Genomic DNA, 24,889 nt, shown 5'->3' with positions numbered 1-24,889 from the left:
ACACTGCCTGGACAAGGGGTTACGGCTGTTCCGGCACAGCCAGTTCAACGACTAAATAGCCATCATCCTTGATTTCAGAACCAGCAGCAATGCTTTGCGTTTCCACATAACCGCTGCCCATAATTTCCATTTTCAAGTTGAAATGCTTCGCCAGACGTTGGACATCTCGGAGCGAATATCCTGTCAAATCCGGCATCTTCGGCTGATCGGTTACAATAAACACCCGCTGGTTTTCCACTACCTGCTCTCCTGATGAGGGTAGAACAGCTTCAACGGTATTTCCGTCACCAATCACTTCCACATGAGGGAAAGAAGCTTGAAGTGTGTCCTCAGCTTCCTGAACGGACTTTCCAGATACATCTGGAATCGCGACGGGTTCCAAGGACTCTTCTGCATCTTTATCAGGCTGAATGTTCAAGTAATGCAGGCTGTTTTCCATCACGGTCCGAACGATATAGGAAACAGGCTCAGAGCCAAGCTCTGTCACCTCAAGATCCGGCTGCTGGACAGCTACATACATCAACAGCTCGGGGTCTTCTGCAGGAGCCATTCCGAGGAAAGAAAAGACATAATTGTTCCGGCCGGTCAGATACCCTTCCCCGGGCTTACTGATCTGGGCGGTTCCTGTCTTTCCTGCAAGGGAATAATCGTCCAGCTTAAAGGATTGGCCCGTTCCGTCTTCCGAAGTAATCACCGTGCCCATCAATTCACGCATCTGCTCGGCTGTCGAAGCGGAAACCGGCTCACCAATCTTCTCCGGCTGCCCTTCCTCGATCACATCTCCTGTGTCACTGGATGTAATCTTGGAAAGCATGTATGGGCGCATCATTTCCCCATCGTTGGCAATGGCTGTAGCCCCTGTCATGAGCTGGATCGGCGTAAATGTAGAGCCTTGGCCGAAGGATGTCGTAATCTGCTCAATGGGACGCTCATACACAAATTTCCCAGTCGTTTCATTCGGCAGATCAATCCCCGTCTTCTGATCGAGGTTGAAATCGGATAGATATTCCCTCAGCTTCGTCGGTCCCAGCACCTCATAGGCAAGCTTTGAGGAAGCCACGTTGGAGGATCTGCGGAAACCTTCATCATATGAAATGTCATCCCATCCCCGTCCATTGTTATGATCACCAATGGACGGGGAGCTTTCCGTCACTTTATAAGTTCCGGATTCAAAGAGTTCATTCCCATTATAGACGCCCTCTTCCATGGCACCTGCCCATGTAAAGATCTTCATGGTGGAACCGGGTTCGAACGGATAGGAAATCAAATCGTTGTACCAGTTATCCACGTCACCGATATCATTCGGATTATAGCTTGGGCGGTTACTCATGGCAAGAACCTCTCCTGTTTCAGGGTCCATCACAGCAGCCATGATTTTCTCCGGACTGTATTGTTCATCCACCTGGGACATCGCATCCTCGAGGAATGTCTGGATTTTTTGGTCAATCGTTAAATACACATCACTGCCATCCTCCGGTTCAGTCATAATTTCATTCGGATTGAGCAGCTTCGTCCCGTATTTATCCCGTTCATAGCTGATTTTCCCTTTTTCCTCCTGAAGGTACTCCTCCATCTGCTTCTCGATGCCGGTCACACCGGAAATGCTGCCTTCCTGAGTGCGGGCAAAACCGATCAAATGGGAAGCAAACACACCGTTCGGGTAATAACGTTTGGATTCTTCCTTAAAGGAGATGCCATTCAGTTCAAGGTCTTTGATTTCTTCCATTTCCTCTTGAGTGAGAGAACTGGAATTCGTCCCGAACTCTACCTGAAAACGGTCGTTTTCCTGAGCGGACCTCAGCTTGTCCGCAATCTCACTCTCTTCCATCCCTAATAAAGGCGCCAGCCCCGAAGCGGTTTTGTCGATATCGTCGACGTGCTGGGGCTCAGGGAGGTTCTTGGAATAGGAGGGATCTACGACAGCATAAAGCCTGTAGGTGGGGCGGTCATAAGCAAGGACCATCCCATTCTTATCGTAGATTTTCCCCCGTGCGGCATCGATTTCATAGGAACTTGTACGGATGTCTTCTGCATACTCGGACAAATCCACCCCTTCGATGGTGGCGGCGGTTTCTATGTAGAGGAAGCGCCCCACGATGACGAGGAAGAACAAGGAAAACACGGCGATTAATATTAGGGAACTAAGGTTTTTTTTATTGTCCATCATAGATGATCACCAGCATTTATTCTTGACTGATTTTGCCGGCCTGTTTCACCTGGGCATTCTGAATGTTCAACCCGTTCTCCTTGGCTATAGTCAGGATTCGGTCCGGGTTGCTTAATTCCTTCACCTGGTAGGCCAGATTTTCATTCTGGGATTCCTGTTTGGATATGTCCTGCTCCAAACTGCGGATATCACGGTTGATGGCATCCGTTTCTGCTGAGGTATGGATTAAAAAAACAGAAGCTGCCAGTACTACAGATGTGGTTATGGAATACAAAAATTTTTCGCCGGTACTTAACCATTTCTTTTTATGTACCTTTACTTTGACCTGTTTCTGTCTGTCAGGCTGCTGTAAAGGCTGCTGTTTTCTAATCTTTTCAGCACTCATGTTTGTTTCCACCCTTCATTAAATTCAAATTCTTTATTCCAAGGTTTGACTTTCTCGGCAATCCTCAACTTCGCTGAACGTGAACGGCGGTTTTCCTCCAATTCGCGCTCTTCCGCTACTATAGGCTTTCGACTGACTAAACGGAAAGGTGGCTGTTTGTCCTCAGGAATCATTGGAATATTTTTTGGAAGTGGTGGGTTCGAGCTCCATTTTTTAAAGGCCTGCTTACATAACCTGTCCTCAAGGGAATGGAAGGTGATGACGGCTACCCGGCCGCCGACGCTGACCATTTCTGCTGCCTGCTGAAGGCTGTCCTGAAAAGCACCCAGCTCATCATTAACAGCAATCCGGACTGCCTGGAATATCCGTTTTGCCGGGTGTCCACCTTTTCTTCTTGCCGGTGCAGGTATTCCTTCCTTCACTAATTCAACAAGCTGTCCTGTCGTTTCAATCGGGCCGGTTTCCCTCGCAGCTTCAATTTTACGGGCAATCTGCTTTGAAAACTTTTCTTCCCCGTATTTAAAGAAAATGCGGACAAGATCTTCATACGCCCATTCATTGATGACATGCCAGGCGCTTAAGTCACTATCCTGGTTCATGCGCATATCCAGTGGAGCATCCTGATGGTAGCTGAAGCCGCGTTCTTCGACATCCAGCTGAGGGCTGCTCACTCCCAGATCGTAAATAATTCCGTCAACTTCTGAAAGACCAAGTTCAAGAAGCTCTTCCTTTAACTGGCGGAAATTGGCACGGACAAACGTAATGTGCTGCTCATAAGGTTTCAGACGCTCTTTTGCCGCTTCCAGGGCTGTTTCATCCTGGTCAAAACAAATGAGTCTTCCCTTCCCTGTCAAAGCAGAGGCGATGACTTCCGAATGCCCCCCGCCGCCAAGTGTGCAGTCGACATAAATGCCTTCCGGGTCCACATTCAAAGATTCAATGGTTTCATTTTTTAGTACACTGTAATGTTCAAACATAAATTTCACTCGTTTCTAATCTGTCAAATGTCAAATATCAAATATCAAAATCCAGCATGTTTTCAGCAATTTCAGAGAAGGATTCTTCTGATGCATCAAAGTAACTTTCCCACTCATCGTGACTCCAAAACTCGATACGGTTGGAAACGCCGATGACCACACATTCTTTTTCCAGGGAAGCGTACTTACGAAGAGGGGCGGGAATGTTGATCCGTCCCTGCTTGTCCACTTCGCACTCTACAGCTCCCGAAAAGAAAAAACGGGTGAAAGCACGGGCATCTTTTTTAGTAAGGGGAAGCTTTTTCAGTTTCTCTTCCAGCAGTCTCCACTCATTCATAGGATAGGCAAATAAGCATTGATCTAATCCCCTCGTCAGGACAAAACAATCGCCCAGGCCGGGACGGAATTTCGAAGGGATGATGATTCTCCCTTTCGTATCAATGTTGTGTTGAAATTCTCCCATGAACATAGAGGTCCCCCACCTTCTATTTTCACCTTACCACATCGCCCCACTTTTCTCCACTTACTTTTTTATGATTCTCCCCCCACAAAAAAAATCCTGCCTGTGAAGGCAGGATTTTCAAAGGAATCACACGTTTTTATACAGGTGGGAGAAGGTGGGGACACGTCCTACAAGTAAACGACATAATGGTCGTGTTCAAAGCTCAGATGGTGTCTGTTCATCTCCTGGAACAAGGACAAGCCGTATCCATTCACCCATGGGAGAATGTTCCACATGCGTTCCTGCAGACCACCAGCCGGATGCAGGGTGATATCGATATCATCAAACTGGTCGAGCTCTTTGCGATACGTATCCTCCAGCGAGTGGAGCATCCGCTTTTCAAGAAAAGCCACCGTCTCCTGAAGATAGGCAAGGTTTTTATCGGCAAGCTGGCCGAGGTCTCCTCCAAGCTCTTCAGCTTTTTCACGGAGAGGAGCATGGATCCGGGCTATTTCATCCTTCACCTGCTCACTCAGACGCTTCACCGGCGGTGTGCTCATGGCACCGATCCAGTTCATCTTCTTTTCCGCCGCTCCATTCTTCACCACATCTTCAACAGAAAGCTGGAAATGACGAAGACTGCGGTCTGTTTTCCTGTCTACCAGCGTAAAGGATAACCGTGGCAGTACAGGCGGCATACAGAGATCAGCGGCATCGAATGCCGGCTTAAGCGCAGACCAGTAATTGATTTCACCAGGGCCGCCGATGAAAGCCAGGACCGGGAATAAGGATTCCTGCATCAATGGTCGTGTAACTACATTATTACTCAGTTTTTCCGGAGATTCCTCCGCGATTTGAAGAAGTTCTTCTTTAGACAAAACCACTTCGTTATTTTTCCCTCTGAATCTTCCCTCCTCGTCACGGACGAGAAGAATACGATCGCCACGGTCATGGTAAAAGAGGTGGGCATCCTGCATTTCACTGTCCAGCAGGGTTTCATAGCCTTCCTGACGGTTTTTCTGAAGAACAGAAAAAACACCTCCGGCCATTTCCCTGTTTTGATGAATCATAGTTGTGAAATAGGGAGTCTCCAATCTCCTCACCTCTGGGTCATGGGCATCGATCAATACAAGACCCTCGTGCGGGAACAACTGATAGATCAACCGGGCAAAAAAATCGGTATAGCTGTCGGACTGGTGCAGATGATCCTGCACCAGCTGGTAGAAGTGGTTCGTGTTCTCGGTTTCCGGCAGCATACGGAACACATCTTCAAGCCACGCATCCGCTTCTGTCTGGTCCAACTGCAGTTCGGAAACGGAGGATTTCACTTCAGGCACATGCCCGATCGTTTTCTTTTCCATCCGTCCCTCCTGCTTCATCATGATGTGATTGATTTCATCAAAGTCATGATCCTCCCCGGCGATCCAGAAAACGGGGATGACCGGCCGGCCCAGTTCCTTTTCTTTCTGTCCGGCCAGTTGAAGGACAGAAATGATTTTATGAACCGAATATAAGGGCCCCGTAAGCAGACCAGCCTGCTGACCCGCTATAACAACAACACTCTCTTCATCTTTCAGCCGTTCAATATTTTCCAGCGTTTCTCTAGGGACCTTCCACTTTTCGTTCATTGTCTTCAATACTTCCGAGAGGGCTTCTCTCTGGTACGTCTTTGTTTTCAAATCCTCCAGGCGGTCGGCCCAGACATTTTCGTCGTAAGGAGAATAGGAAAAACGGTCGGCAATTTTTTCATAGTTATATTTATAATCACGAAACAGTGTCTGTTTCGGCTCCATGTTCATAGAATCAATACGCATATTAAGGCTCCTTTGTAGGCAGAATTACACTTTACAGTATGTATCCTATTGTATTGTACAAAAAACCAACCAAGAGTTCACCTTATCTGTTTATAAGATGGACATTTCTTCTTCACCCTGCCCTCCTTCCTTGAAGCCGTTAGATATAGAGTCATAAAAAAACTGCTCCTGATAGAGAGCAGTCTGCTGCTATAGTATTCCCGGTCCTGTGCAGGCCTACACGTGCTGAGGAATCAGCTGAAAAACAACCGGAAAATCAATCCGAAGGTCGACAATCCGATGTAAAACAGACCGAATAAAAGGAAGCTCACTCTCCAAAAACCACGGACAGCCCGGAACAGCCGGACCTCTTCCTTTAATTTGTACTGGGTAATGATGGACAGCCCCAGCAGAAGGAGAAGAAAAATTAGAATGAAAGGAAAAAAACTGCGGTCAAACAGAACCACCAGCAGAACATGGACAGCCAGAACAAACACAGGAGCCGTGAAGCCGGCCGTCCGGTGGATGGCTTTCCACTTATGCTTACTCCATTTCCTTGCGAAGAAATAAAAGATAATCAGGAATGGAAGAGGAAGGGTAAGGACAGCACCGATACCATAGGCAAGCCAGTCACTCATCAACGATCACCCCCTTTTCATACTCCATGGCGTGCACCGCTTCTACGATAAACTGATGAACAGGAAGATCTTCACGGGCCCGGTCGAGAATAAACCCGGAAATGGCGTCTATTTCTGTCCGCCGCCCCTCTTGAAGGTCCTTCCACATCGATGACTGGTTTCCACCGGTCTGTTCCGCAATAGCAAGCACCCGGTTCCACTGGTGTTGGACATCCAGACTAAGCGTACGGCAGGCTTCCTCACAAAGCCGGTACCCGAGTGAACGGATATAAGGATTATCTTTGACCGCACGGTTCTTCTGCTTGAATAACGCAGTCAGCGGATTGATTACCGCGTTGACCACCAGCTTTTCTGAGAGCATTCCCACCGCGTCAGCATGGACAAGAAAAGGAAAATCCTCTTGATGGAGGGATTCCGCCAGCTCTTCCATATCAGGAAGTGAACCTGTGAAAGGAGCAGCTTTTATCCGCCCTTTCCCTGTATGGGCCACTTCATTGAAGGAGACTTTGAGCGCTCCATGTTCCACCACGGCAGCAAACGTATCCAAATAGAGGCTTTGAAGCTGGTCCAGGTGGCTCATACCGTTTTGGAGAAAAAGATACTTTCCGTTTTCCGGAAGAGGTAGAGATAGAACCTCTTCAAGATCATACTGCTTCACACTGACAAGCCAGACGTCCATGTCCCGGGGCAGCCGCGGATACAAATGAGCTTCTACAAAAACAGCTGCGGAAAATGCATCGCACCAGATCCCTTCGCGGCAAAGGATATCTTTTTGTTCCTCGTTCCTTACCACCATATGTACATCATGTGTCCTTCCGAGATAAGCTCCGGCTAATAACCCGACAGCTCCTCCGCCGATAACCCCTACTCTCATCCCCTCTCCCCCGTTCATCCTTATCTAAGTTCTCATTGTAGCAGAAACTTTTTCACAATTGCAGTCGATTCCTGTCCCGTTGGTAATTATTCATTTCTTTCTGAATATTTTTATATTATAATGGATCTATATATAGATAATTGAAAGGGGTTTCTTTCATGATGACAAAAACAAAAGTAGAACCTTTATTAGTCAATTACAAAACACTGGAAGAATTCAAGCGCTTCAAAGAATACGGCAATCAGGAACTTGCGATGCTTGAAGATCTCGAAAGCAATATCGTGGAAAACGACAGCGAATCTCCTTTTTACGGCATTTACTATGGAAGCGCTTTAGTTGCGCGGATGAGCCTGTACAGAGTCAGAGCGAAATACGATCACTATTTTGATCCCGCTCAGGATTACCTTGAGCTGTGGAAACTGGAAGTGCTTCCTGATTACAGGGGACAGGGCTTCGGCCAGTCATTGGTAGAATTCGCCAAGAGTTTTGAACTTCCAATAAAAACCAACCCGCGAATCAATTCACACGGTTTTTGGGAAAAGATGGGTTTCCAAAAAGCTCAGTATGATATGGAAAGAGATTTAGGAGAAAATCCGCTCATCTGGATGCCTTCCGGCGTGGAGGAAAGAGAATCCTGATGGAAGGAGAATGAGGCCGCTACACTCTGCTGTAGGGCCTTTTTTTTGAGGATAGATGGAATAACAGATATAAAACCAATCTCACAGGCCGTATGAATTACACACCACTTTCACTTGTCCGCTGCTTTTTGACCCAGTGGACGAGCTTATCCATTTCATTCCAGGCAGCTTCCCACTGTTTAAGCTCCTGCCTTAACTTTTCATTGTCTTCATTCAGCTGTTTCAGTTGATCTTCGAGACTCGCCTTTCCTTCTTCCTCATGCTGTCTTGATTTCATTTCTTTCAAAAATGAGATCGCCGCATCCAGGGACATGGGGGTTTCTTCCGCAGTGGCCGGGGGGGTGTAGAGAGTGCGTGTGGCTTTACGGCTGTTTTTTGCCTCTTGAATTTCTTTATGGTACTGCTTTCTCACTGTGGCATTCCAGCGAAAGCCACAGGCTGCCGGAGTACGGTGCAGATGAGCCGCGACCTCCTGGAAAGCTTCCAGCTGTGTTTTCCCTTCCCGGATGTACTTTAAGACCGTTGTTGCGAGCAGAAGGTCCTCATCATCTTTCCACGCGTCCTGCCTAGGGGCATCCATAAACATCCCTCCTCTATCGTTTGCTTATAGTTATGCAGGAGGGATGATTGATAGAATCGTAACCTTTCATCTTTTTCTTGTCTGCAAGAATTTTTTTACGGCTCTTTTATGCTCCACAGATTCCCAGAGTCTGGAACACTGCAGCACTTCAGCCTCCATACGGTCCAGAAGATCCCCTTTGTCCAAGTGCTTTAAATACTGCCCTTTCAAAATCCTCATCTGTCTGGGCGTTTTGTTCATAAATCCCTGGAACATACGGTCTTCCACTTCTTTTTCCGTCCATACTTTATGAAGCCACCCGATCCGGAAAGCCTCTTCTGCTGTATACATCTCTGCGTCCATTAACCAGTGGGCGGCCTGTGTTGGGTGGATCCTTTCATAAAGCAACTCCCCACCCCCGAAACCAGGCACAAGTCCGAGATTGCCCTGTACGAAGCCAAAGGACGCTGTTTCCAGCCCATAACGAAAATCACAGGCCGTCGCCAGCTCACAACCGCCTCCTCTCGCCTGCCCGTTCAAGAGAGCTGCGACAGGAGTGGGAAACGTCAGGAGATCGTAGACAACCTCTTTGATCCGATTCAGCTTTTCATACGCCTCTTCCGCAGATAAATGACCGTGGAATTCCGTCAAATCCCCACCGGCACAGAAGGCTTTGTTTCCAGCTCCCGTAAGAACGACAAAGCTTACATCCTCCATTTCCCTCAGTTCTTCCAGCTGCCATTTCAGTTCTGAAGCCATTTCTGAAGATAAGGCGTTCAGTTTTTCCGGTCTGTTCAAGATCACTTCAGCCATTCCTTCCCGGCGTTTGACGATAACCCGGCTCATCAGCACCTCTCCCTTCTCTTTCTTCCTTCAATGTATCAGATCTTGACACCGAATCCTATACGACCATAAAAAAAAGCCTGACCGAAGTCAGGCTTTCCTGGTGAATTAGTTGTTCACCACTTGTTTTCCATTATATTGTCCACAAGATTTGCAAACATGGTGTGGTTTTGAGAACTCGCCGCAGTTATCACATTTCACCATTCCTGGTGCGTGAAGTTTCTTGTGCGTACGGCGTTGGTTCTTGACTTTCTTAGACGTTCTGCGCTTAGGTACTGCCATGTTGTACACCTCCTTTAAGTAAGAATCTGAGAACCATGAAGATAGTCTTATTCGTTCTCTTTGTCATTCAATAATGATTGCAGTTTAGCCATTCGAGGATCCACTTTCTTTTCCTCTGGTTCCTCTGTAACCACCTGCCAGCCTTTCCCTTCATCAGGGGCTGCTTCATGAGCCTCATCATCTTCGGAAAATACGCGTGTCGGAATCTCCAGTTGTACATTTTCCTTGATATAAGGCGTTAAGTCAAGCACTTCTCCATTCACGGGATGAACTTCAGAGTCATCTTCTTCTGTATGGTAAGGTGACAGATTGAATGCCTCCAGAGCATCAATGTGAAATGGGTAAGTCACATCTACTAACGTCCGGGCACAAGGCAACACCATTTCTCCATCAATTGAAAAAGTTACCGTTATATCATTTCCTCGTGTGATTGCTTGACCTTTGACATGAACAGGGGAAATCCTGCGAATGTCATTGTTCATCTGCTCTAATTCGCGAATATCTACATGTTCCTCAAAGTAAAACGGATCATCACCCGTCTGTTTGAGTTTTTGTAGAGGAAATTTCATAGTTATCACCTCATGGCAACAAGAGTTATTGTAAAAGGATTTCGCTGATTTGTCAATATTTTTTCTTTACAGCATTTCCTTTCAGCTGTGTTGTTTAATAAAGATAACATATTTACAGGGAAACAAGCGAATTTTCCCCTATTCCATGATAAAATAAACCAAACACATGTTCAACAGCGGAAATCAGCTAAAGGAGGCTTTTTATGAGATCATGCGGGGTTGTTGTCGAGTACAACCCGTTTCATAACGGGCATTACTATCATTTGGAGCAATCCAGGGAGCAATCCGGGGCGGATGTGATGATCGCCATTATGAGCGGTCATTTTCTGCAGCGCGGAGAACCAGCCATAATGGATAAATGGCACCGGGCGGAAACAGCCTTGAAAAACGGGGCGGATCTTGTTCTTGAACTGCCGTTCCTTTATGCCGTCCAGCACAGCGACTATTTCAGCCAGGGAGCTGTTCAGACACTCGCAGAAGCCGGGGTCGACGCGATATGCTTCGGAAGTGAAAGCGGGGATATCGGTGCCTTCATGGACGCATACAGCCATATGAATGTTCACCAGGATGAATTTAACGCATCCTTGAGAAGTCACCTGAATGAAGGGCATTCTTTCCCTGAATCCTCCCGGCTGGCCTATGAGTCCATTCAGTTCCCTTCAGGAGCAGTCGACCTTTCCCAGCCCAACAACATCCTGGGCTACAGCTATGTCAAACAGATCATGTCCTATGCTCCCTCTGTCACCCCTTTAACCATACACAGGAAGAACAGCCACTACCATGATGAGGACATCACCGGTCCGATTGCAAGCGCTACAAGCATCCGGAGGCAGATGCTTAAGGCCGGGACTTTGACCAAAGAAACGGAACAGACCCTGCCGTCGTCCGTCCCCTCCCTTCTGGATGATTATAAACAGATGTACGGCTGCTGGCATGAGTGGGAGGCTTATTTCCACCTGCTCCAATATAAAATCCTGACGATGGATGAAGACACACTCCGCTGTGTCCACGGCGTAGATGAGGGGCTTGAATACCGCTTAAAACGAGCGATGAAAAAAGCTGTCACCTTCGAGGACTTTATGAACCGTGTCAAAACGAAGCGCTATACATGGACGAGACTTCAGCGGACAATGACCCATGTGCTCGTCGGGACAGACAAAGAGGACGCACGAAGGGGCTTAAGAGAGACGCCCCCTCCCTATGCCCGCATCCTCGGTATGAACGAGACCGGAAGAAAATATTTAAAATGGGCGAAAAAAGAAACACGGATTCCGTTCATCACCCAGCCACAGGCGATACAGCATCCGCTTCTTGACCTTGAAGCACGGGCGGCCGCTGCCTATTACAGCCTCTTCCCAGCCGATGTGCGGGTAAGCCGGTTGAATAGAGAATACGAGGCGCCTGTCATTTTACCTTCCCACCCTTAATAAAAGCCGTGCCCCTCTGTTTGCACAGGAGGGGCACGGCTTTTTAATGACCGTCAGCTTTGATCAGCATTCCGGTTTTCTAAATAATCCAGAGCATCCTGGAAAGTGTCGACAGGGACAATTTCCATTTCTGTATCGATTTCTTCTGCTGCCGCTTTGGCGGTTTCATAGTTCGATCCTTCTCTTCCTTCTTCATTAGGGGCAAAGAAAACGTCTGCTCCATGTTCAGAGGCCGCTACGACTTTCTTATCAATGCCTCCGATACGTCCGACGATTCCTTCGTAATTAATTTCCCCTGTTCCAGCGATCTCAAGTCCTTGAGTCATATCCTGTTCTGTCAATTGATCATAGATTTCAAGCGAGAACATCAATCCAGCGCTCGGCCCGCCGATTTCCCCGCTTTTCACATTTACTTCAGGATCTACTTCGACCGTCCTGTCTGTTACAAGCGAAATCCCTACCCCTGTTTTTTCCGGGGTATCGGGGAAAGGGGCCAGTTCGATGTTACGCTCCAAGGTTTCCTCTCCACGGATGAGCGTCAAGGTAACCTTTGATCCAGCTTCTTTACCATTCACATAGTCAATCAGGTCACTCGTCTCCTGAATGTCATTGCCATCCACTTTTGTAATTTGATCTCCGGTCTCCAGCACTTCCTCCGCCGGCATCCCTTCAATCACACTCATCACAAAAACACCTTCGTAATTGATATCAATATCCCTGTCTGCCGCCTGGTAAGCGACCACTTTAGATGCCTCTTGAGAGGATTCCATCATCTGCAGCTGTGCATGATAATACTCTTCTTCAGTTACCCCTTCTGGACGGATGTCTTCGATCGGGTAAATTTGATGAAACGGCTGAAACTGGGCAAGCAGCCAGAGAATCGGCGTCGCTTGTCCACCCCGGACCGTTACGAGGTGCATGTCACCTTCACTCGGGTAGCCTCCCGCCACTTCTACAATGTCGTCCAGCGCATCCGCAGTCCCTGGTTTGTATATGTAATAAGGCAGACGCCATGAGGTTAACAGGACCGTCACTAAAATAACGATAATCCCTGTAATAACCAGTTTTCTATTCGCTTTCATGATCATTTAACTCCTTCCACGCCGCAAGCTTTCTCTTGATTTCCTCTATCCGATCCTCCGCCGCCTTTTCACCCGCCTTCACGATTTCCTCCAGGTTTGTAAACGCTCGTGAACTGTAGGCCGCTACATCAGGCTTGATCATCACATTTGCATCCGAGGACACCCCGATGGCGTTGACGAGTTCATCCTGCATAATATCAATACTTTGAGTGATCACGTCATAAATAGAATGAATGTTGGGGTCGGAATCAAAATGGGCACAATCCACGGCAATAATGAAATCAGCGCCCATCTGTTTGGCAACAGAAACAGGAACACGATCAATCACACCGCCGTCTACATACAGTCGGTTATTGATTTTCTCAGGAACAAAGATTCCCGGTATAGCGATACTTGCCCGGACAGCATCACAAGCTGGTCCTGTCGTAAATATCTTTTTTTCTCCTGCATACAGATCTGTAGCTACAATCGAAAGTGGGATTTTAAAATCCTCGATATTTTTACCAAACGTAAACAGCCGGATATATTCTTTAATTCTGCGCCCCAGTACAAAGCCCATCTTAGGCACAGTAAAATCAAGGTAATATTTACGTTTAAAGGTTAAGGCCAGTTTATACATATCATCAATGCTCTGTCCGGCAGCAAAAAAAGAGCCGACAAGAGCTCCCATACTGCTGCCTGCCACCATATCCACAGGAATATCATGATCATGAAGGACTTTAATAACGCCCAGGTGAGCGAACCCACGCGCTCCCCCTGAACCAAGCGCAAGGCCGATAACAGGTTTATTCACGGATACTCCCCCTTCATCATGTGGTTTATTTTATGGAATAAACCATTCCCTTATGAGCGTACAAATGATATAGGGACAAGTGGTATCTTTGTCGAAATCTATCACCATTTTACTATTTCCACAATCATAAGTACAGGAAACTGCGGGTGGAAAGGAGGGGGGCCTTACCTGTGATAAAATCCATCGCTCTCGCTTTTTTTGCAGTCGGACTGGCTGCATCTTTAATTTTATTCCCCACTCCCGTTTTAACCGCGAGCTTGAAAGGCCTTGATCTTTGGTGGGAAGTGGTTTTCCCATCACTCCTTCCATTTTTCATCACCGCTGAGCTTCTGATCGGATTCGGTGTTGTCCACGGCCTCGGTGCTGTTAGTGAGCGGATCATGCGTCCGTTATTCAATGTCCCCGGCTGCGGAGGGTTTGTGTGGGTCATGGGAATGGCGAGCGGATATCCAGCAGGAGCCAGGTGGACAACTGACCTCTACAAAAACGGACAGGTCACAAGAACCGAGGCGGAAAGGCTCGTAGCTTTCACGAACGCCTCCAGCCCCTTGTTTATATTCGGGGCCGTCGCGGTCGGCTTTTTCCACGATGCAGGACTTGGAATTTTAATTGCTTCAGCCCATTACGGCGGCAATTTCATCATCGGTATCCTGATGAGGTTTTATAAAAGAAAGGACCTGACACGTAAGCGGGACCACACCTCCTCCTCTCTCAAAGAAGCCTTCTGGACGATGCACCACTCCAGATTAAGGGACGGCCGGACACTCGGAAAACTGCTGGGGGATGCAGTAACCAAATCTGTGGACACCCTGCTGATGGTGGGGGGATTTATCATGCTGTTTTCCGTGCTGACGGAATTATTGAAGCAGACGGGGCTCATCCACCTGTTCACCCATTTCCTGGCTCTCACCCCGCTCCCGGAAGGGTTTCATATCCCTTTGACCGCAGGGATGCTTGAACTGACGACGGGAATCGGTGCTGTTACCCAATCTCACGAGGCACTTCCGGCTCAGCTGGTGGCTGTCAGTTTCATCCTCGGATTTCACGGCTTTTCTATACAAGCCCAGATTGCGAGCATTCTGGCAGAGACGGATATACGTTTCCTCCCCTATGCTCTCGCCAGGTGCGCGCACGCCGTCATTGCTGCCTGTCTAACGTACCTGTTGTATTTTTTGTATCAGCCCTTTCAGGCATCGACCATTCCAAGCTGGAACCCTGCCCGTTCTGATCCGTTTTCCATCCTTGCATTTTTCCAGCAGTACGGACCGCCGCTGACTTTGAGTGCCATCCTGCTGATGATTTTCATCCGTTGGCGGGCTCAGGCAGTAAAAAATTATTAAATAGAAAGGCTGCCGAGCATCACCTCGACAGCCTTTATTCGTTTATTTATTATTTTTTCGGCCTGGAGCACTTCTGCACAATCTTATTATTAAGGAGAAATACTCTGCTTTCGTCAGCCGCTGCACGGAGCAGGAAATCCTTTTATTAAAACTTTTCAGAAAGTGCTTTTTCCACGGGCGGTGGCACAAGATCACCGATATTGGCACGGTATTTCGCTACTTCCTTCACAATGCTTGAACTCAGGAAAGAATACTGATTATTCGTCATAACGAAAAACGTCTCGATGTCTTCGTTTAGTTTCCTGTTCATAGACGTAATCTGCATTTCATATTCAAAGTCGCTAACCGCTCTCAAACCGCGGATAATGGCTTGAGCACCTTTTTCTTCAGCGTAATCCATCAAAAGACCGTTACACGCGTCTACAGACACGTTATCAAGATCTTTCGTCACCTCTTTCAACAAGGCGGTTCTTTCATGTACATCAAACAGCGGGGATTTGCTCTGATTATTAAAAACCGCCACAATGACATGGTCAAATACTTTCGCTCCCCTTCGGATAATATCCAGATGTCCGTATGTAACGGGATCAAAACTTCCCGGGCAGATTGCCAGCCGCGTCATACCTTTCACTCCTCATTCAAAAATAGATACACCGATATTACTGCCATAATGATCGGTCTTCATTCGCTTAAATGGACCTACCTGCTCAGGAATCTTTTCCGAAGCATCGTGTTCACAGATGATTTTCGCTCCTTCAGCAGCAAGACCGTGATCTAAAAGCGCTTCCATCAGCTCCTTATAGGAAAACTTCTTATAAGGGGGATCCAGGAAGATGTATTCAAACTGAAGCCCGCGTTTCCCCGCTGCTTTCATAGCCCGGTACGCGTCCGTGCGAAAAACCTCCGTGCGGTCCTCCAGCTTCAGTAGTTCAATGTTTTCATATACCGTTTTGACCGCCTGATGCTGCTGGTCAACAAAAACACAGGAACCTACACCCCGGCTGAGTGCTTCGATTCCGAGACCTCCGCTTCCAGCAAAAAGATCAAGAGCCCTGCCTCCATTAAAAAACGGACCGATCCCGTGGAACACAGCTTCTTTCACTTTATCTGTCGTTGGACGTGTTTTATGTGTAGGGACAGACTTCAATGGTCTTCCCTTAAAATCGCCTGCAATCACTCGCATCCAGTACACCTCACTTGTCAGCATTCCCCATAATCCTACCACAAATCCGAACAACCAGGGAAGTACAACCCTGTAATGTCAGAGGAAGAAAAAATTTCACCCATCGTGAATAAAAGAAAAGCCCTCCGTCCATACTAGTTTTTGAAGCGGATGATACTGCTTCTGAAAACGGAGAAGGCTTACATCCCCATAAGCTCTTCCTCCGGTTTCTCCTCTCCCTTTACTTTTTTGTTTCATTTCGCATGATACAAAAAAGCGGGGCTGTCCTTTATGGACAGCCCTATTTTTTTTGGAAAGCAATCACGTCTTCATCCTTTACCACTCGGAAATTGAGAAGATTCTCCAGCTCCTCCTCTTTCATGTAAACGCCCCCTCCCAGGGACTTGACCACTTCCTCTCCCGTGCCGAAGCTCTCTTCATTCACGATAAAGGAATCCTGATCCACGAAAAAACGAAAATGGTTATCATCTGTCTGTATTCGAAAAACCTTTCCGTCTTCAAGGGTGCTCCATGGAAAATCGGACGCTTTTAAAATGGAAGCCAGCGGATAGTACCAGACCTGCTTGTACCGGACCGCCCTTTCCTCGAGACGGGCGCCTTGGAGTTGGAGATCCTGATCCAAGGTGAAGAAGAAGGAGACGTCCTCATTAGCCGCCTTCCTTTGGAAGAAATGAGTCGTCCCTTGTGTTATTTCCGAAAGCGTGTCGTCAAGGAAAACCGGAACATTCTCCACCTGATTTTCAGATAAGAGAACCTCCTTCCAGGACCGGAGCTCCTGCGTCGACAAACCTGACTTTATCTGTTTTCCAGCTTCTGTCACTGGAGGATCAGAACGGTACACGTCCTGTATAACCTGTTCATGAAAATCAGATATTCCGCCAGCCGATGATTGAAGGTGTGCGGTTAGAATTTCTCCTTCAAGGTTCTCCACCTCTCTGTCTTTCCGTTTCACCAAAGATGCCGTGGTGCTTGAATGGTTGAGATCCAGCTCAACAACCCTCCCGTTCTGCCCCTCAAGCGCCCGATGAAGGTCTGCTTTTTGTTCATAGGTAAGAGGCTCATCCTTTTCATAGATGACCACATTATGTTCAACCTTCCATACATCCTGCTGTGTTTGATCAGCAGCGAATAAAGGAAACGGAACCTCTGCTGCCTCGAAGCGGTAATAATGGACATGTTCCATAGCGATGCTGCTCTCCAGCTTCACAGGAGCTGTCCATCTAAAAGCTTCCTTTGAGAAGTCTTTTACAGTCAAGGTGAAAGGTATTTCCTGGTATTCACCATCCTTATGGAGTTTCAAAAGCCACGACTCATCGACAAAACCCTCTTCAAAAGGCTGTTGATAATGAACGGTCACTGGGTCTCCGCCCTCGTAGTTCAGCTGCTGCTGGTCCATCCAGCAGGAACGCCCGTCTTCATAAGAACAGGACAGCTCCCCGGCCTTCTCCGGTAATTCAGCTTTGTAAATACCCGGTTCCAGGTTGTGAAACGTATAGGAAATGTGGAGCGTATCCCTTTCCACATGGACGCCCACCTCTCCTGACCTCTCTGTCTCCTCCGCCTTTTTCTCTGCCCCGCTCCATGGATATAATAAGACCAATATGCCGCCGATCAAAAAGATGGGAGCCATCCTAAAAAAGAGTTTCATACGTCAACCCACCTGCTGCTTTTAGTATATTTACCGTTCACATTTAGAAAAAAACATGCTACGTTTAGTTTAATGGATACGAGAAAGGACGTACATGCTCATGATACAAAAATTTATTGAACTCGGCGAAGGCTACGCCGATATTTATGAACTGATTGAAATGGGGGAGCGGATGCCTGAACGCATTCAGCATGCCGTCGCCTTTTACTGCGAGAAAGAAGGAAGACCTTCTGCTTCTCTTGCGTTGATCATGAACCCGACGGCAAACGGGAAATTCCAACCCATTTACATCTGTCGTGAAGGAATCCCTAATCCGCATGAGGTTCCGAATCAACGGTTCGAGCTCTTTCAAAAGATGGTGAAGCAGGCTGATAAGGAGGTTCATGAGTTTACCATCAAACCCTCCTCCCTGTTTCCGGAAACGGAATTATATTATCAGCATTTGATCGGGATTTTACGTATGAACCGGTACATTGCTCCTTTAAGCTGAAAAAAAGCGCCCCTGAGGGCGCTTTTTTTTGGAATTATATTCCCATTTTATAATCATACTGCTTCGCTTTATCAGGCTTGGAATTTTCATAATCCGTGCGCACTTCCGGTTTATGCGAAGGAACAACACGGGAAACGAAAGGTAACCGCTCCAGTTTTTCCATCTTGAATTCAACATCCTCTTGATTCACATAAAGTAACGCATACTTCATCTTTTTGGAGGCGTAGATCAAGTGACCGTGTTTTTTTATCTGTCTAATATTTTTCATGTGCTGAAAATATACGATAAGACCTTGCCGGTTTGTTTTGTTCATACCATCCCTCGACTCCCTGTGGAACGTTGATTTCTAACGTAAGTGTACCAAATCCTCAGGACGGGGGCAATGAAATCAGACAATTTCAAGGAGGTGTGTCCAGGATGTGGACTGACCACGAAAGAGCCGTACAGCAGTTTGAACAGCTGCTGAATGAATCCGATCTTCTGGCAAAAGCAGAGTTCAAGTCGTTTACAGGTCTTCCTTTTGTCTATGTGTATCCAAGAGAAAACACCTCACAAAAGGATATTGAAGAACAATTAAAATGGTGTGCGGCGAAAGCGATGAAAGGAAAACGCCTGAGCCTTGCGATGAATTATGTACGCAGGACTCAGACGTTTTATGTTTACCGTGTGCGGTTTCTTGTCCCACAGAGAAAGATGTTCTGCTGCGGCAATTTTTGTGACGACTGTATCCGTTTTACGAACCCGTAATCAGGAAGCACACCCGCAGCTTCCCCCACTGCCACAGCCGCCGCTGCAGCCTGTATCTGTGAGGGCCATCCCGTTCTTAGGCACTTTGATCTGCTCACTCACACTGAAGGCGACACTCTCACTGATTTCATCGAGCAGTTTTTGGATATTCCGCTCTGCCCGCTTGAACCGGGCCACCGTTTCATGCATGTCCATCTCGCGTTTTACGGTGCGGACCTGCTTCATGATGGAGTTATAATCAGGGTGGTAGCGTCCAAAACGCTGCACATCCTCATAATGATCTTTCATATCTGCAAAGCTTTTAATGAGTCTCTGCGCCTCTTTATCTTGTTCAAGGGCAGATTTTGCCTCCTGATATTGCTGCATCGTTTCAGAATGTAGAACCATCTGGCCAATCGTTTCTGAACGGTCCAAAAGATCGACAATTTCCATTGTTGCTAACATACTGTATGTCCACCTCCCTCTCTATCTTATCAAATAGAAAAGCAGATGGAAATGAGAGAAACTTTCCACCTGCAAGAAATTAATAATACGGATATTCAAATTCCTGCTCATCTTTTTCCCGTGTTTTTCTTACATCCGTCATAAACTGCTGAAACTGTCCGATCGCTCCGTTCAATTCCTCTATCTGCTTGGAGACCTCTTCCCAGTTCAAATCTTCCATAAGGACACCCAGTTGTTTCAACCAATCCATCTTCTTTGTCGAATCACTTTTTTTATCTGCCTCAGGCAGACTTTCCCAAAAAGGGTCATCCTCACCGAGGATCATAAACTTTTCATAATAGCTTTGAATAAGCTTATGATTTTTTCTCAATTGATTTTTGACGCCAGGGTGTTGATCGACAAATGCTTTGAACTGCTGGACAGATGGATGCAGTTCCCCTGTACTCATCCTCATCCCACCTCACACATAAAACTAACAGTATAGCCTATGCATCATGGAGGCAGGCGTTCATCTAAACGGAAAATCCCCTACGTTAACGAAATAAAAAAAGCCTGCGGCAGGCAGGCTTTCCATTATTAATGAAGTTCAGGCCGTTCTGAAATATCCTGCAGTGCCACTCCTGCTGCATGATCAGACATCTCATCTGTGGACAGGTCACCAAGGGAGATGATTCCGGCCAGACGTCCGTTCTCAACAACAGGCAGGCGGCGGACCTGGTGTTGAGCCATGATACGGCTCGCTTCTTCCAGGGAGCAATCCGGTGCGCAGTTGTACATCCGGTCACTCATCACCTGCTGTATTGGTGTTGAATCCGGTTTTTTATCCGCATAGCCGCGAATAACCAAGTCACGGTCTGTGACCATACCCATGACATTGCCTTGATCGTCACAGACAGGAACAGCCCCGACGTTTTTGTCTTTCATCAGCTTGGCTGCATCACTTAGTTGGTCACTCGTCTGACAGACGGAAACATCCTTCGTCATGATATCTTTTACGGTTTTCATTCAAAGATCCTCCTCATTGATCATGATCACTGTTTAGTGTCCCCGATCGACCGAATTTATTACATGCAGCCTCTGTCTATTTATAGTATAATGAGGAAGAAACCGCTGACACGCCCTGGTGTTTCTGCCAGGAATTGCAACCTGGGTCATTTCATACTAAAATAAAGGAAGATACATACCAAATAGGTGAGGTGGAAAGTAATGAAATTAGAAGGCACTGGTCTTGAAGGTCTTGTGGTCGATTACAAACCATTGACTGAAATCATGGAGAAAAACGGATTTATCCTGGGCGGTTCCTGGGATTATGAACGTGTTACATATGATTACAAACTAATGGCTCCTGAGAAAAACATTACCCACTACGTCCGGATTCAAGGGTTTGCCCTTGAAGGTGACGTTGATAAAGGAGATGCGGTGATCCGTCTGATGAAGCCGCTGCTCGGCCGCCATTACTACCCTCACGGTGTAGAATACGGACATCAGGAAGGTTTCTCAGATGACATGATCCAGAAAGCCAAAACACTGATTGCCAAAGTAGCTGAACCTGCGAAAAAATACCACAGCCAGGTACCGGAGCACGTCGTTCTGGACAAGCTGAAAAAATGGGCACAGGAAAACGAAAACGACGAAGTCCTGCAAAAAGTGGAAGAGCTTTCAAACGACCCGGAACGCCGCTGAGGTTCACCCAATAAGTGATTTCTTTAGTCGCACATCATTGTATGGTGAGCGGCTTTTTTTAAAACCGGAATCCCCCGGATAAAAGAATCACTTGATTTTAATGGGGAAAGGAGAAAATTACATAAATTGTTACGCTATCTTTCAAAAAAACAATGGATTCTACTTATACTTTCCATCCTGCTCATCGTGGCAGGTTACTTCATCCTGCCTGTGTCCATCCCCTTGATCATTGCGTTTGTGACGGCTCTGTTTCTAAACCCAGCCGTACGCCTGATGCAGTTCCGGTTCCGGATCAACAGAAAAATGTCTGTGACGATTGTCTTTCTGCTGTTCCTCATTCTACTCGGACTGCTTGGAGCTTTCGCTGTCACAAGAGCTGTTACGCAGGTCGTCCAGCTGGCAGATAACGCACCGTTATACATTAATCAAATAAACAATGTGCTGTTAGACTGGGAAAAACACATGGCCAGCTTCACTCAAAATATGCCGAAGGAATTTGTCGATAAAGTGACCAATGAAATATACAACACCGTCGACCGGACCACATCGGCTATTTCAGAAAAGCTGCAGCTGGGCAACATTGCAGCAGCGGCAGCAAAAATCCCGGAGTTGCTTGTCAGCTTCCTCGTTTACTTGATTGCGTTGTTTCTGTTCATGCTTGAGCTTCCGCGTCTGCGTGAAAAGATGCACGAATCTTTTACTGAAGCCACATCTGAAAAAGTGAAATTCATGAACGCCCGCCTCGGATATGTCGTTTTCGGCTTTTTAAAGGCACAGTTTCTTGTAAGTATCATTATTTTCGTCGTCTCCCTTATCGGACTGCTCTGGATTACACCAGAAGTGGCCGTCATCATGTCGCTGATTATATGGGCGATTGATTTTGTCCCGATTATTGGTTCCATAGTTATTCTTGGTCCATGGTCAGTGTACATGTTGATTGTCGGGGATATTGCCATGGGAACACAGCTGGGTGTCCTGGCTGTAATCCTGCTTGCCATACGAAGGACTGTAGAGCCAAAGGTGATGGGACGGCATATCGGGTTATCTCCGCTGGCTACATTGATTGCTATGTATCTTGGTCTGCAGCTGATTGGTCTGCTTGGATTCATCCTTGGACCGCTCGTGGTTATTGCCTTTAACTCAGCCAAGGAAGCCGGAATTATCAAATGGAACTATAAACTTTAGCATCAATGACACTGTATGTAGATCACATCCTGCCCAAAGTCCGGCAGGAGAAATCCACCATAACAGAACGCTTCCTTATGGGAGTACTTTTCTACAAACAAAAAACCTGAAGCTGTGCTTCAGGTTTTTTTCTGCTTCATTTAGCCTTATAGGAATTTTGTTTATGGTCGTTCCTCGCCTTTTCCTTCTTAAAGACCAGAATGTCCTGGCTTCTTCCTGTATGTGAAAATCCGTTATTGATCAAAACTTTTTGTGACGGAATATTTCCTTTATCACACTGAGCCTCAATGCCTTCCACACCCGGCTGGGTAAATGCCCATCGGCACAACTCGCCGACCGCTTCAGAAGCATAGCCTGCATTCCTCTCCGAGGCAACGACATGATAACCAATTTCGATGTTCCCATCCTCATCAGGGCTCCCTTTAAAGCCGATATCTCCAACGACATGTTCCCCTGCGGCGTCCATCATCACCCACGGACCAAAACCCATTTCTTCCGCACGATCCTCCAATTGTTCGGTGTAAAGAGGCAGCATGGCTTTCAAGCCGTCGTGAGGCCAGTTTTTGTTCCACGGGAGCTGGTATTGATAATAAAAAGCCAATGAATTCTTCATCAAGGTTTGAGCCAGATCAAGGGTGATCGGAAAAATCCGCAGCCTTCCTGTATTTATTTCCACTAGTATCCATCCCTTTCATTATGTAGGCAGATTATGTCCATCGGTTCTCTTATTCCTTTTATCCCCGTGGTTTAAACAATAAAAACATTTCTTTCAAAATAAAAACAACGGACCGTACGAACGGTCCGCTGTTTCCTCATCCTCCAAGTATGGCCTTGATCATACTTGTGGTCGTTCCACCATCATAGATGATATATAAGAGCAGGTAGACGGCTACTCCGGTAACCGCAGTACAGAACCAGATCACGCTTGTCACGGGCCCCACACGCCGGTGCCTGCTGATCTTCCGTTTAAAAGCAAGGACGAGTGTTACAATCCCGAAGACCGCCCCTACCGTTGCCAGGAAGATGTGGAAAATTAAAAAGATGGTATAAAAAATTTTAATGTCGTCCGGGCCGCCAAAGCTTGTATTTCCTACAACAATGGTCCGGCTTACGTAAATAATGAAAAATGTCAGGGCACTGACAGCAGCCGCAATCATCACTTTTCTGTGCGGCTCCCTCTTATCCTTCACGATCAACACCCAGCCGACTGCAACTAAAACAGCGCTCAAAACGATGAAAAAAGTACTCAACGTCGGCAGCAAAGGCATACCTTCACCTCTCCTCAATAAATCTCTCTATGTTTCCGACGACAGCTCACCAGGAAGCGGATCAATGGTGTCACGCTCACGGTTGAACCAGCTGAAGAAAATATAGGCGATGACGGAACCGAAAATGATTTCCTGCGTCACCTTCATAATGATTCCACCCAGCTGCTGATCTTCAATTAGCGGCATCGGAGTGAAATAGGCCGGCCCGCTTAAACTTGCGGATAAGTCCGACAGCACGTTAACGGGTACGCACAGACTCATGGCCTGCAGCCATGCGCCTGCTTCTGAATAGGTCGCATACAGCGGAGACCCTGCAAAAATAATCAACCCGCACGCTGGTGTAATCAGTACCCCATTCGCAAATATGAATCCGATTTTCATAATAGGACTGAGAGCGTCCATACTTTCGAGAGGTGGAAATATGGAAATCCACATACAAAAGGCGGTAATCAAAATGACCGTAGTAATCACCGCATGGGCGGTTTCACTGGATTTGGCGTAGTCGAAAATGACCGGCATATGATAAAGCGAAAACAACCCATTAAACAAAATTAAAGATAAGAGTGGCTTCGTCAACAGCTTCATGACCGGACGTACAACGTTCTGTTTGAACAGCCATTCCCATATCCATGCGGGAATCCCACGGATAATGAGGATCGGAAACAAAAGATAATACAAAGCCATCTGCGTCATATGGGCCGTAAACATGATGTGCCCCAGTAAATCAACAGGAGATCCTTTTACGATATACAAGAGCACAAGGCCCGTATAAAACATAAACTGCCGGGCTGTATTCGGCCTCTCCTCCCCCTTTTTCCTGCCGGGGCCTGTAATATAGAAATAGACCAGAGCCAGTCCGAGAACAAACAGGAAGTATAAAGGACTCCATAATGCCCGAAACCCGAATATTTGTAGTTCCAACCACATTGGTGTCTCACCTCAGATTGTAGACTTTTACGTCTTCATTTTACCTAATTTATCAATAAAAAACGAGCCTTCCAGGCAGAATTTTACGATTGTTCATAATTTAGCCATAACTGTTGATAGACGCAAAAAGACCGGATACCCGGTCTTTTTGCTTTTCACCTATCTGATTTTAATTGATTACCACCAGATGATCGAAGTAAAGGTGATGATTGTCAGAAGAGCGACAGCTGCTCCCCCGTACATCATGAGTGCAACCATGTCATGCCCCTTGTTTTTCATATGCATGAAATAGTAAAGCTGGAAAGCGACCTGCACGATAGCAAGGATGATCAGCGTAGGAATGATGAAGTAGGAATTCACTTCCATGACAACCATTCCAAAGGCAATCAGCGTAAACAGGATCATTAAAGCGAAGGTCAGGACCTGATGTTTCATTTCCTCTTTGTGCTGCTGCTTCTCATATTCCACTTTGTGCATCGGTTTGGATTGTGTTTGATCAGCCATC

The 24,889-nt window shown here is 46.8% G+C and carries 31 protein-coding genes; 7 read left to right on the top strand and 24 right to left on the bottom strand.

Features of this window, described 5'->3' with window-relative positions; translation table 11 throughout:
• Positions 1–19 precede the first annotated feature (19 nt).
• The 7 genes from QMA39_RS02900 to QMA39_RS02870 form a co-directional block, all read right to left on the bottom strand.
• Complete coding sequence (locus tag QMA39_RS02900) at positions 20–2,167, bottom strand: penicillin-binding protein (RefSeq protein ID WP_027954108.1); 2,148 nt, start codon at positions 2,165–2,167, stop codon at positions 20–22.
• A 16-nt stretch (positions 2,168–2,183) separates the two neighbouring features.
• Positions 2,184–2,552 (bottom strand): cell division protein FtsL, encoded by a 369-nt coding sequence (ftsL, locus tag QMA39_RS02895; protein ID WP_027954107.1) that lies wholly within the window; start codon positions 2,550–2,552, stop codon positions 2,184–2,186.
• On the bottom strand, positions 2,549–3,529 hold the full coding sequence (gene rsmH, locus QMA39_RS02890) for a 16S rRNA (cytosine(1402)-N(4))-methyltransferase RsmH (protein WP_206932476.1): 981 nt from the start codon (positions 3,527–3,529) through the stop codon (positions 2,549–2,551). The genes ftsL and rsmH overlap by 4 nt, the downstream gene beginning before the upstream one ends.
• Positions 3,530–3,566: 37 nt before the next feature.
• The gene (mraZ, locus tag QMA39_RS02885) at positions 3,567–3,998 is read right to left on the bottom strand and encodes a division/cell wall cluster transcriptional repressor MraZ (RefSeq protein ID WP_027954105.1); all 432 of its coding nucleotides are present in this window, start codon (positions 3,996–3,998) and stop codon (positions 3,567–3,569) included.
• 161 nt (positions 3,999–4,159) lie between these two features.
• Positions 4,160–5,785, bottom strand: coding sequence for a bacillithiol biosynthesis cysteine-adding enzyme BshC (gene bshC, locus QMA39_RS02880; protein ID WP_206932474.1), 1,626 nt, complete (start codon positions 5,783–5,785; stop codon positions 4,160–4,162).
• Between the two features lie 233 nt (positions 5,786–6,018).
• Positions 6,019–6,402: a DUF3397 family protein gene (locus tag QMA39_RS02875; RefSeq protein WP_027954103.1), complete on the bottom strand. Its 384-nt coding sequence runs from the start codon at positions 6,400–6,402 to the stop codon at positions 6,019–6,021.
• Positions 6,395–7,276, bottom strand: coding sequence for a 2-dehydropantoate 2-reductase (locus tag QMA39_RS02870; protein WP_281657944.1), 882 nt, complete (start codon positions 7,274–7,276; stop codon positions 6,395–6,397). Before QMA39_RS02870 ends, QMA39_RS02875 begins: the two co-directional genes overlap by 8 nt.
• A gap of 158 nt (positions 7,277–7,434) precedes the next feature.
• Here QMA39_RS02870 and QMA39_RS02865 point away from each other — a divergent pair, with 158 nt between their 5' ends.
• Positions 7,435–7,914: an N-acetyltransferase gene (locus QMA39_RS02865; protein ID WP_084162992.1), complete on the top strand. Its 480-nt coding sequence runs from the start codon at positions 7,435–7,437 to the stop codon at positions 7,912–7,914.
• Positions 7,915–8,011: 97 nt separating this feature from the next.
• Here QMA39_RS02865 and QMA39_RS02860 read toward each other — a convergent pair whose 3' ends face one another.
• The 4 genes from QMA39_RS02860 to QMA39_RS02845 form a co-directional block, all read right to left on the bottom strand.
• Positions 8,012–8,494: an RsfA family transcriptional regulator gene (locus QMA39_RS02860; protein WP_027954101.1), complete on the bottom strand. Its 483-nt coding sequence runs from the start codon at positions 8,492–8,494 to the stop codon at positions 8,012–8,014.
• A 66-nt stretch (positions 8,495–8,560) separates the two neighbouring features.
• Entirely contained in the window at positions 8,561–9,319 is a 759-nt protein-coding gene (locus QMA39_RS02855) for an enoyl-CoA hydratase/isomerase family protein (protein ID WP_281657943.1), read from the bottom strand.
• 105 nt (positions 9,320–9,424) lie between these two features.
• Positions 9,425–9,598, bottom strand: coding sequence for a 50S ribosomal protein L32 (gene rpmF / locus QMA39_RS02850; protein WP_027954099.1), 174 nt, complete (start codon positions 9,596–9,598; stop codon positions 9,425–9,427).
• Between the two features lie 47 nt (positions 9,599–9,645).
• Positions 9,646–10,167 carry a YceD family protein gene (locus tag QMA39_RS02845; RefSeq protein ID WP_027954098.1) on the bottom strand — a complete coding sequence of 174 codons (522 nt, stop codon included), beginning with the start codon at positions 10,165–10,167 and terminating at the stop codon, positions 9,646–9,648.
• 203 nt (positions 10,168–10,370) lie between these two features.
• On the opposite strand from QMA39_RS02845, the gene QMA39_RS02840 reads away from it, so the two are divergent.
• Entirely contained in the window at positions 10,371–11,594 is a 1,224-nt protein-coding gene (locus QMA39_RS02840; protein WP_281657942.1) for a nucleotidyltransferase, read from the top strand.
• A gap of 53 nt (positions 11,595–11,647) precedes the next feature.
• Here QMA39_RS02840 and QMA39_RS02835 read toward each other — a convergent pair whose 3' ends face one another.
• Together QMA39_RS02835 and QMA39_RS02830 are read right to left on the bottom strand one after the other, a co-directional pair.
• On the bottom strand, positions 11,648–12,676 hold the full coding sequence (locus QMA39_RS02835; protein ID WP_281657941.1) for a SepM family pheromone-processing serine protease: 1,029 nt from the start codon (positions 12,674–12,676) through the stop codon (positions 11,648–11,650).
• Positions 12,663–13,469, bottom strand: a complete 807-nt coding sequence (locus QMA39_RS02830) for a patatin-like phospholipase family protein (protein ID WP_027954095.1) — start codon at positions 13,467–13,469, stop codon at positions 12,663–12,665. Before QMA39_RS02830 ends, QMA39_RS02835 begins: the two co-directional genes overlap by 14 nt.
• 170 nt (positions 13,470–13,639) lie before the next feature.
• Between QMA39_RS02830 and ylbJ the strand changes: the two genes are divergently transcribed.
• Positions 13,640–14,809, top strand: coding sequence for a sporulation integral membrane protein YlbJ (gene ylbJ, locus QMA39_RS02825; RefSeq protein ID WP_348646588.1), 1,170 nt, complete (start codon positions 13,640–13,642; stop codon positions 14,807–14,809).
• A gap of 145 nt (positions 14,810–14,954) precedes the next feature.
• Here the strand turns inward: ylbJ and coaD are convergent, their stop codons facing one another.
• The 3 genes from coaD to QMA39_RS02810 form a co-directional block, all read right to left on the bottom strand.
• On the bottom strand, positions 14,955–15,431 hold the full coding sequence (coaD, locus tag QMA39_RS02820; RefSeq protein WP_027954093.1) for a pantetheine-phosphate adenylyltransferase: 477 nt from the start codon (positions 15,429–15,431) through the stop codon (positions 14,955–14,957).
• Positions 15,432–15,443: 12 nt separating this feature from the next.
• A complete protein-coding gene (gene rsmD / locus QMA39_RS02815; protein ID WP_281657940.1) occupies positions 15,444–16,016 on the bottom strand; it encodes a 16S rRNA (guanine(966)-N(2))-methyltransferase RsmD in 573 nt (190 codons plus the stop codon).
• A gap of 256 nt (positions 16,017–16,272) precedes the next feature.
• Positions 16,273–17,640 carry a hypothetical protein gene (locus QMA39_RS02810; RefSeq protein ID WP_281657939.1) on the bottom strand — a complete coding sequence of 456 codons (1,368 nt, stop codon included), beginning with the start codon at positions 17,638–17,640 and terminating at the stop codon, positions 16,273–16,275.
• 100 nt (positions 17,641–17,740) lie between these two features.
• Here QMA39_RS02810 and QMA39_RS02805 point away from each other — a divergent pair, with 100 nt between their 5' ends.
• Entirely contained in the window at positions 17,741–18,130 is a 390-nt protein-coding gene (locus QMA39_RS02805; protein ID WP_027954089.1) for a hypothetical protein, read from the top strand.
• Positions 18,131–18,164: 34 nt separating this feature from the next.
• On the opposite strand, the gene QMA39_RS02800 is transcribed toward QMA39_RS02805, so the two are convergent.
• Positions 18,165–18,443, bottom strand: coding sequence for a DUF2129 domain-containing protein (locus QMA39_RS02800; protein WP_027954088.1), 279 nt, complete (start codon positions 18,441–18,443; stop codon positions 18,165–18,167).
• Positions 18,444–18,547: 104 nt separating this feature from the next.
• Here QMA39_RS02800 and QMA39_RS02795 point away from each other — a divergent pair, with 104 nt between their 5' ends.
• Positions 18,548–18,877, top strand: a complete 330-nt coding sequence (locus QMA39_RS02795; RefSeq protein ID WP_027954087.1) for a hypothetical protein — start codon at positions 18,548–18,550, stop codon at positions 18,875–18,877.
• Here QMA39_RS02795 and QMA39_RS02790 read toward each other — a convergent pair whose 3' ends face one another.
• The 3 genes from QMA39_RS02790 to QMA39_RS02780 form a co-directional block, all read right to left on the bottom strand.
• On the bottom strand, positions 18,878–19,321 hold the full coding sequence (locus QMA39_RS02790; protein WP_027954086.1) for a YlbF family regulator: 444 nt from the start codon (positions 19,319–19,321) through the stop codon (positions 18,878–18,880).
• A gap of 79 nt (positions 19,322–19,400) precedes the next feature.
• The gene (gene ylbD, locus QMA39_RS02785) at positions 19,401–19,769 is read right to left on the bottom strand and encodes a spore coat protein YlbD (RefSeq protein ID WP_027954085.1); all 369 of its coding nucleotides are present in this window, start codon (positions 19,767–19,769) and stop codon (positions 19,401–19,403) included.
• A gap of 128 nt (positions 19,770–19,897) precedes the next feature.
• On the bottom strand, positions 19,898–20,326 hold the full coding sequence (locus tag QMA39_RS02780) for a CBS domain-containing protein (protein ID WP_027954084.1): 429 nt from the start codon (positions 20,324–20,326) through the stop codon (positions 19,898–19,900).
• A 201-nt stretch (positions 20,327–20,527) separates the two neighbouring features.
• On the opposite strand from QMA39_RS02780, the gene QMA39_RS02775 reads away from it, so the two are divergent.
• Positions 20,528–21,004, top strand: coding sequence for a YugN family protein (locus tag QMA39_RS02775; RefSeq protein ID WP_027954083.1), 477 nt, complete (start codon positions 20,528–20,530; stop codon positions 21,002–21,004).
• A gap of 126 nt (positions 21,005–21,130) precedes the next feature.
• Positions 21,131–22,189 (top strand): sporulation integral membrane protein YtvI, encoded by a 1,059-nt coding sequence (ytvI, locus tag QMA39_RS02770; RefSeq protein ID WP_027954082.1) that lies wholly within the window; start codon positions 21,131–21,133, stop codon positions 22,187–22,189.
• 136 nt (positions 22,190–22,325) lie between these two features.
• Here ytvI and QMA39_RS02765 read toward each other — a convergent pair whose 3' ends face one another.
• The 4 genes from QMA39_RS02765 to ctaF form a co-directional block, all read right to left on the bottom strand.
• Positions 22,326–22,865: a GNAT family protein gene (locus QMA39_RS02765; RefSeq protein WP_281657938.1), complete on the bottom strand. Its 540-nt coding sequence runs from the start codon at positions 22,863–22,865 to the stop codon at positions 22,326–22,328.
• 136 nt (positions 22,866–23,001) lie between these two features.
• A complete protein-coding gene (locus QMA39_RS02760) occupies positions 23,002–23,457 on the bottom strand; it encodes a DUF420 domain-containing protein (protein ID WP_027954080.1) in 456 nt (151 codons plus the stop codon).
• 27 nt (positions 23,458–23,484) lie between these two features.
• Entirely contained in the window at positions 23,485–24,384 is a 900-nt protein-coding gene (ctaG, locus tag QMA39_RS02755; protein ID WP_027954079.1) for a cytochrome c oxidase assembly factor CtaG, read from the bottom strand.
• Positions 24,385–24,561: 177 nt separating this feature from the next.
• On the bottom strand, positions 24,562–24,888 hold the full coding sequence (ctaF, locus tag QMA39_RS02750) for a cytochrome c oxidase subunit IVB (protein ID WP_027954078.1): 327 nt from the start codon (positions 24,886–24,888) through the stop codon (positions 24,562–24,564).
• Position 24,889 lies beyond the last annotated feature (1 nt).

The sequence above is a fragment of the Halobacillus sp. Cin3 genome (genome assembly GCF_947311855.1).
In the GTDB taxonomy this organism is placed as follows: Bacteria; Bacillota; Bacilli; order Bacillales; family Halobacillaceae; genus Halobacillus; species Halobacillus kuroshimensis.
Note: the sequence above shows the minus strand (reverse complement) of the source record. Positions and strands in the feature narration are given on the sequence as shown.

Coding starts and splice junctions, on each gene's coding strand:
- QMA39_RS02900 (WP_027954108.1), bottom strand. CDS start 2,167: ATGATGGACAATAAAAAAAACCTTAGTTCCCTAATATTAATCGCCGTG.
- ftsL (WP_027954107.1), bottom strand. CDS start 2,552: ATGAGTGCTGAAAAGATTAGAAAACAGCAGCCTTTACAGCAGCCTGAC.
- rsmH (WP_206932476.1), bottom strand. CDS start 3,529: ATGTTTGAACATTACAGTGTACTAAAAAATGAAACCATTGAATCTTTG.
- mraZ (WP_027954105.1), bottom strand. CDS start 3,998: ATGTTCATGGGAGAATTTCAACACAACATTGATACGAAAGGGAGAATC.
- bshC (WP_206932474.1), bottom strand. CDS start 5,785: ATGCGTATTGATTCTATGAACATGGAGCCGAAACAGACACTGTTTCGT.
- QMA39_RS02875 (WP_027954103.1), bottom strand. CDS start 6,402: ATGAGTGACTGGCTTGCCTATGGTATCGGTGCTGTCCTTACCCTTCCT.
- QMA39_RS02870 (WP_281657944.1), bottom strand. CDS start 7,276: ATGAGAGTAGGGGTTATCGGCGGAGGAGCTGTCGGGTTATTAGCCGGA.
- QMA39_RS02865 (WP_084162992.1), top strand. CDS start 7,435: ATGATGACAAAAACAAAAGTAGAACCTTTATTAGTCAATTACAAAACA.
- QMA39_RS02860 (WP_027954101.1), bottom strand. CDS start 8,494: ATGGATGCCCCTAGGCAGGACGCGTGGAAAGATGATGAGGACCTTCTG.
- QMA39_RS02855 (WP_281657943.1), bottom strand. CDS start 9,319: ATGAGCCGGGTTATCGTCAAACGCCGGGAAGGAATGGCTGAAGTGATC.
- rpmF (WP_027954099.1), bottom strand. CDS start 9,598: ATGGCAGTACCTAAGCGCAGAACGTCTAAGAAAGTCAAGAACCAACGC.
- QMA39_RS02845 (WP_027954098.1), bottom strand. CDS start 10,167: ATGAAATTTCCTCTACAAAAACTCAAACAGACGGGTGATGATCCGTTT.
- QMA39_RS02840 (WP_281657942.1), top strand. CDS start 10,371: ATGAGATCATGCGGGGTTGTTGTCGAGTACAACCCGTTTCATAACGGG.
- QMA39_RS02835 (WP_281657941.1), bottom strand. CDS start 12,676: ATGAAAGCGAATAGAAAACTGGTTATTACAGGGATTATCGTTATTTTA.
- coaD (WP_027954093.1), bottom strand. CDS start 15,431: ATGACGCGGCTGGCAATCTGCCCGGGAAGTTTTGATCCCGTTACATAC.
- rsmD (WP_281657940.1), bottom strand. CDS start 16,016: ATGCTGACAAGTGAGGTGTACTGGATGCGAGTGATTGCAGGCGATTTT.
- QMA39_RS02810 (WP_281657939.1), bottom strand. CDS start 17,640: ATGAAACTCTTTTTTAGGATGGCTCCCATCTTTTTGATCGGCGGCATA.
- QMA39_RS02805 (WP_027954089.1), top strand. CDS start 17,741: ATGATACAAAAATTTATTGAACTCGGCGAAGGCTACGCCGATATTTAT.
- QMA39_RS02800 (WP_027954088.1), bottom strand. CDS start 18,443: ATGAACAAAACAAACCGGCAAGGTCTTATCGTATATTTTCAGCACATG.
- QMA39_RS02795 (WP_027954087.1), top strand. CDS start 18,548: ATGTGGACTGACCACGAAAGAGCCGTACAGCAGTTTGAACAGCTGCTG.
- QMA39_RS02790 (WP_027954086.1), bottom strand. CDS start 19,321: ATGTTAGCAACAATGGAAATTGTCGATCTTTTGGACCGTTCAGAAACG.
- ylbD (WP_027954085.1), bottom strand. CDS start 19,769: ATGAGTACAGGGGAACTGCATCCATCTGTCCAGCAGTTCAAAGCATTT.
- QMA39_RS02780 (WP_027954084.1), bottom strand. CDS start 20,326: ATGAAAACCGTAAAAGATATCATGACGAAGGATGTTTCCGTCTGTCAG.
- QMA39_RS02775 (WP_027954083.1), top strand. CDS start 20,528: ATGAAATTAGAAGGCACTGGTCTTGAAGGTCTTGTGGTCGATTACAAA.
- QMA39_RS02760 (WP_027954080.1), bottom strand. CDS start 23,457: ATGCCTTTGCTGCCGACGTTGAGTACTTTTTTCATCGTTTTGAGCGCT.
- ctaG (WP_027954079.1), bottom strand. CDS start 24,384: ATGTGGTTGGAACTACAAATATTCGGGTTTCGGGCATTATGGAGTCCT.
- ctaF (WP_027954078.1), bottom strand. CDS start 24,888: ATGGCTGATCAAACACAATCCAAACCGATGCACAAAGTGGAATATGAG.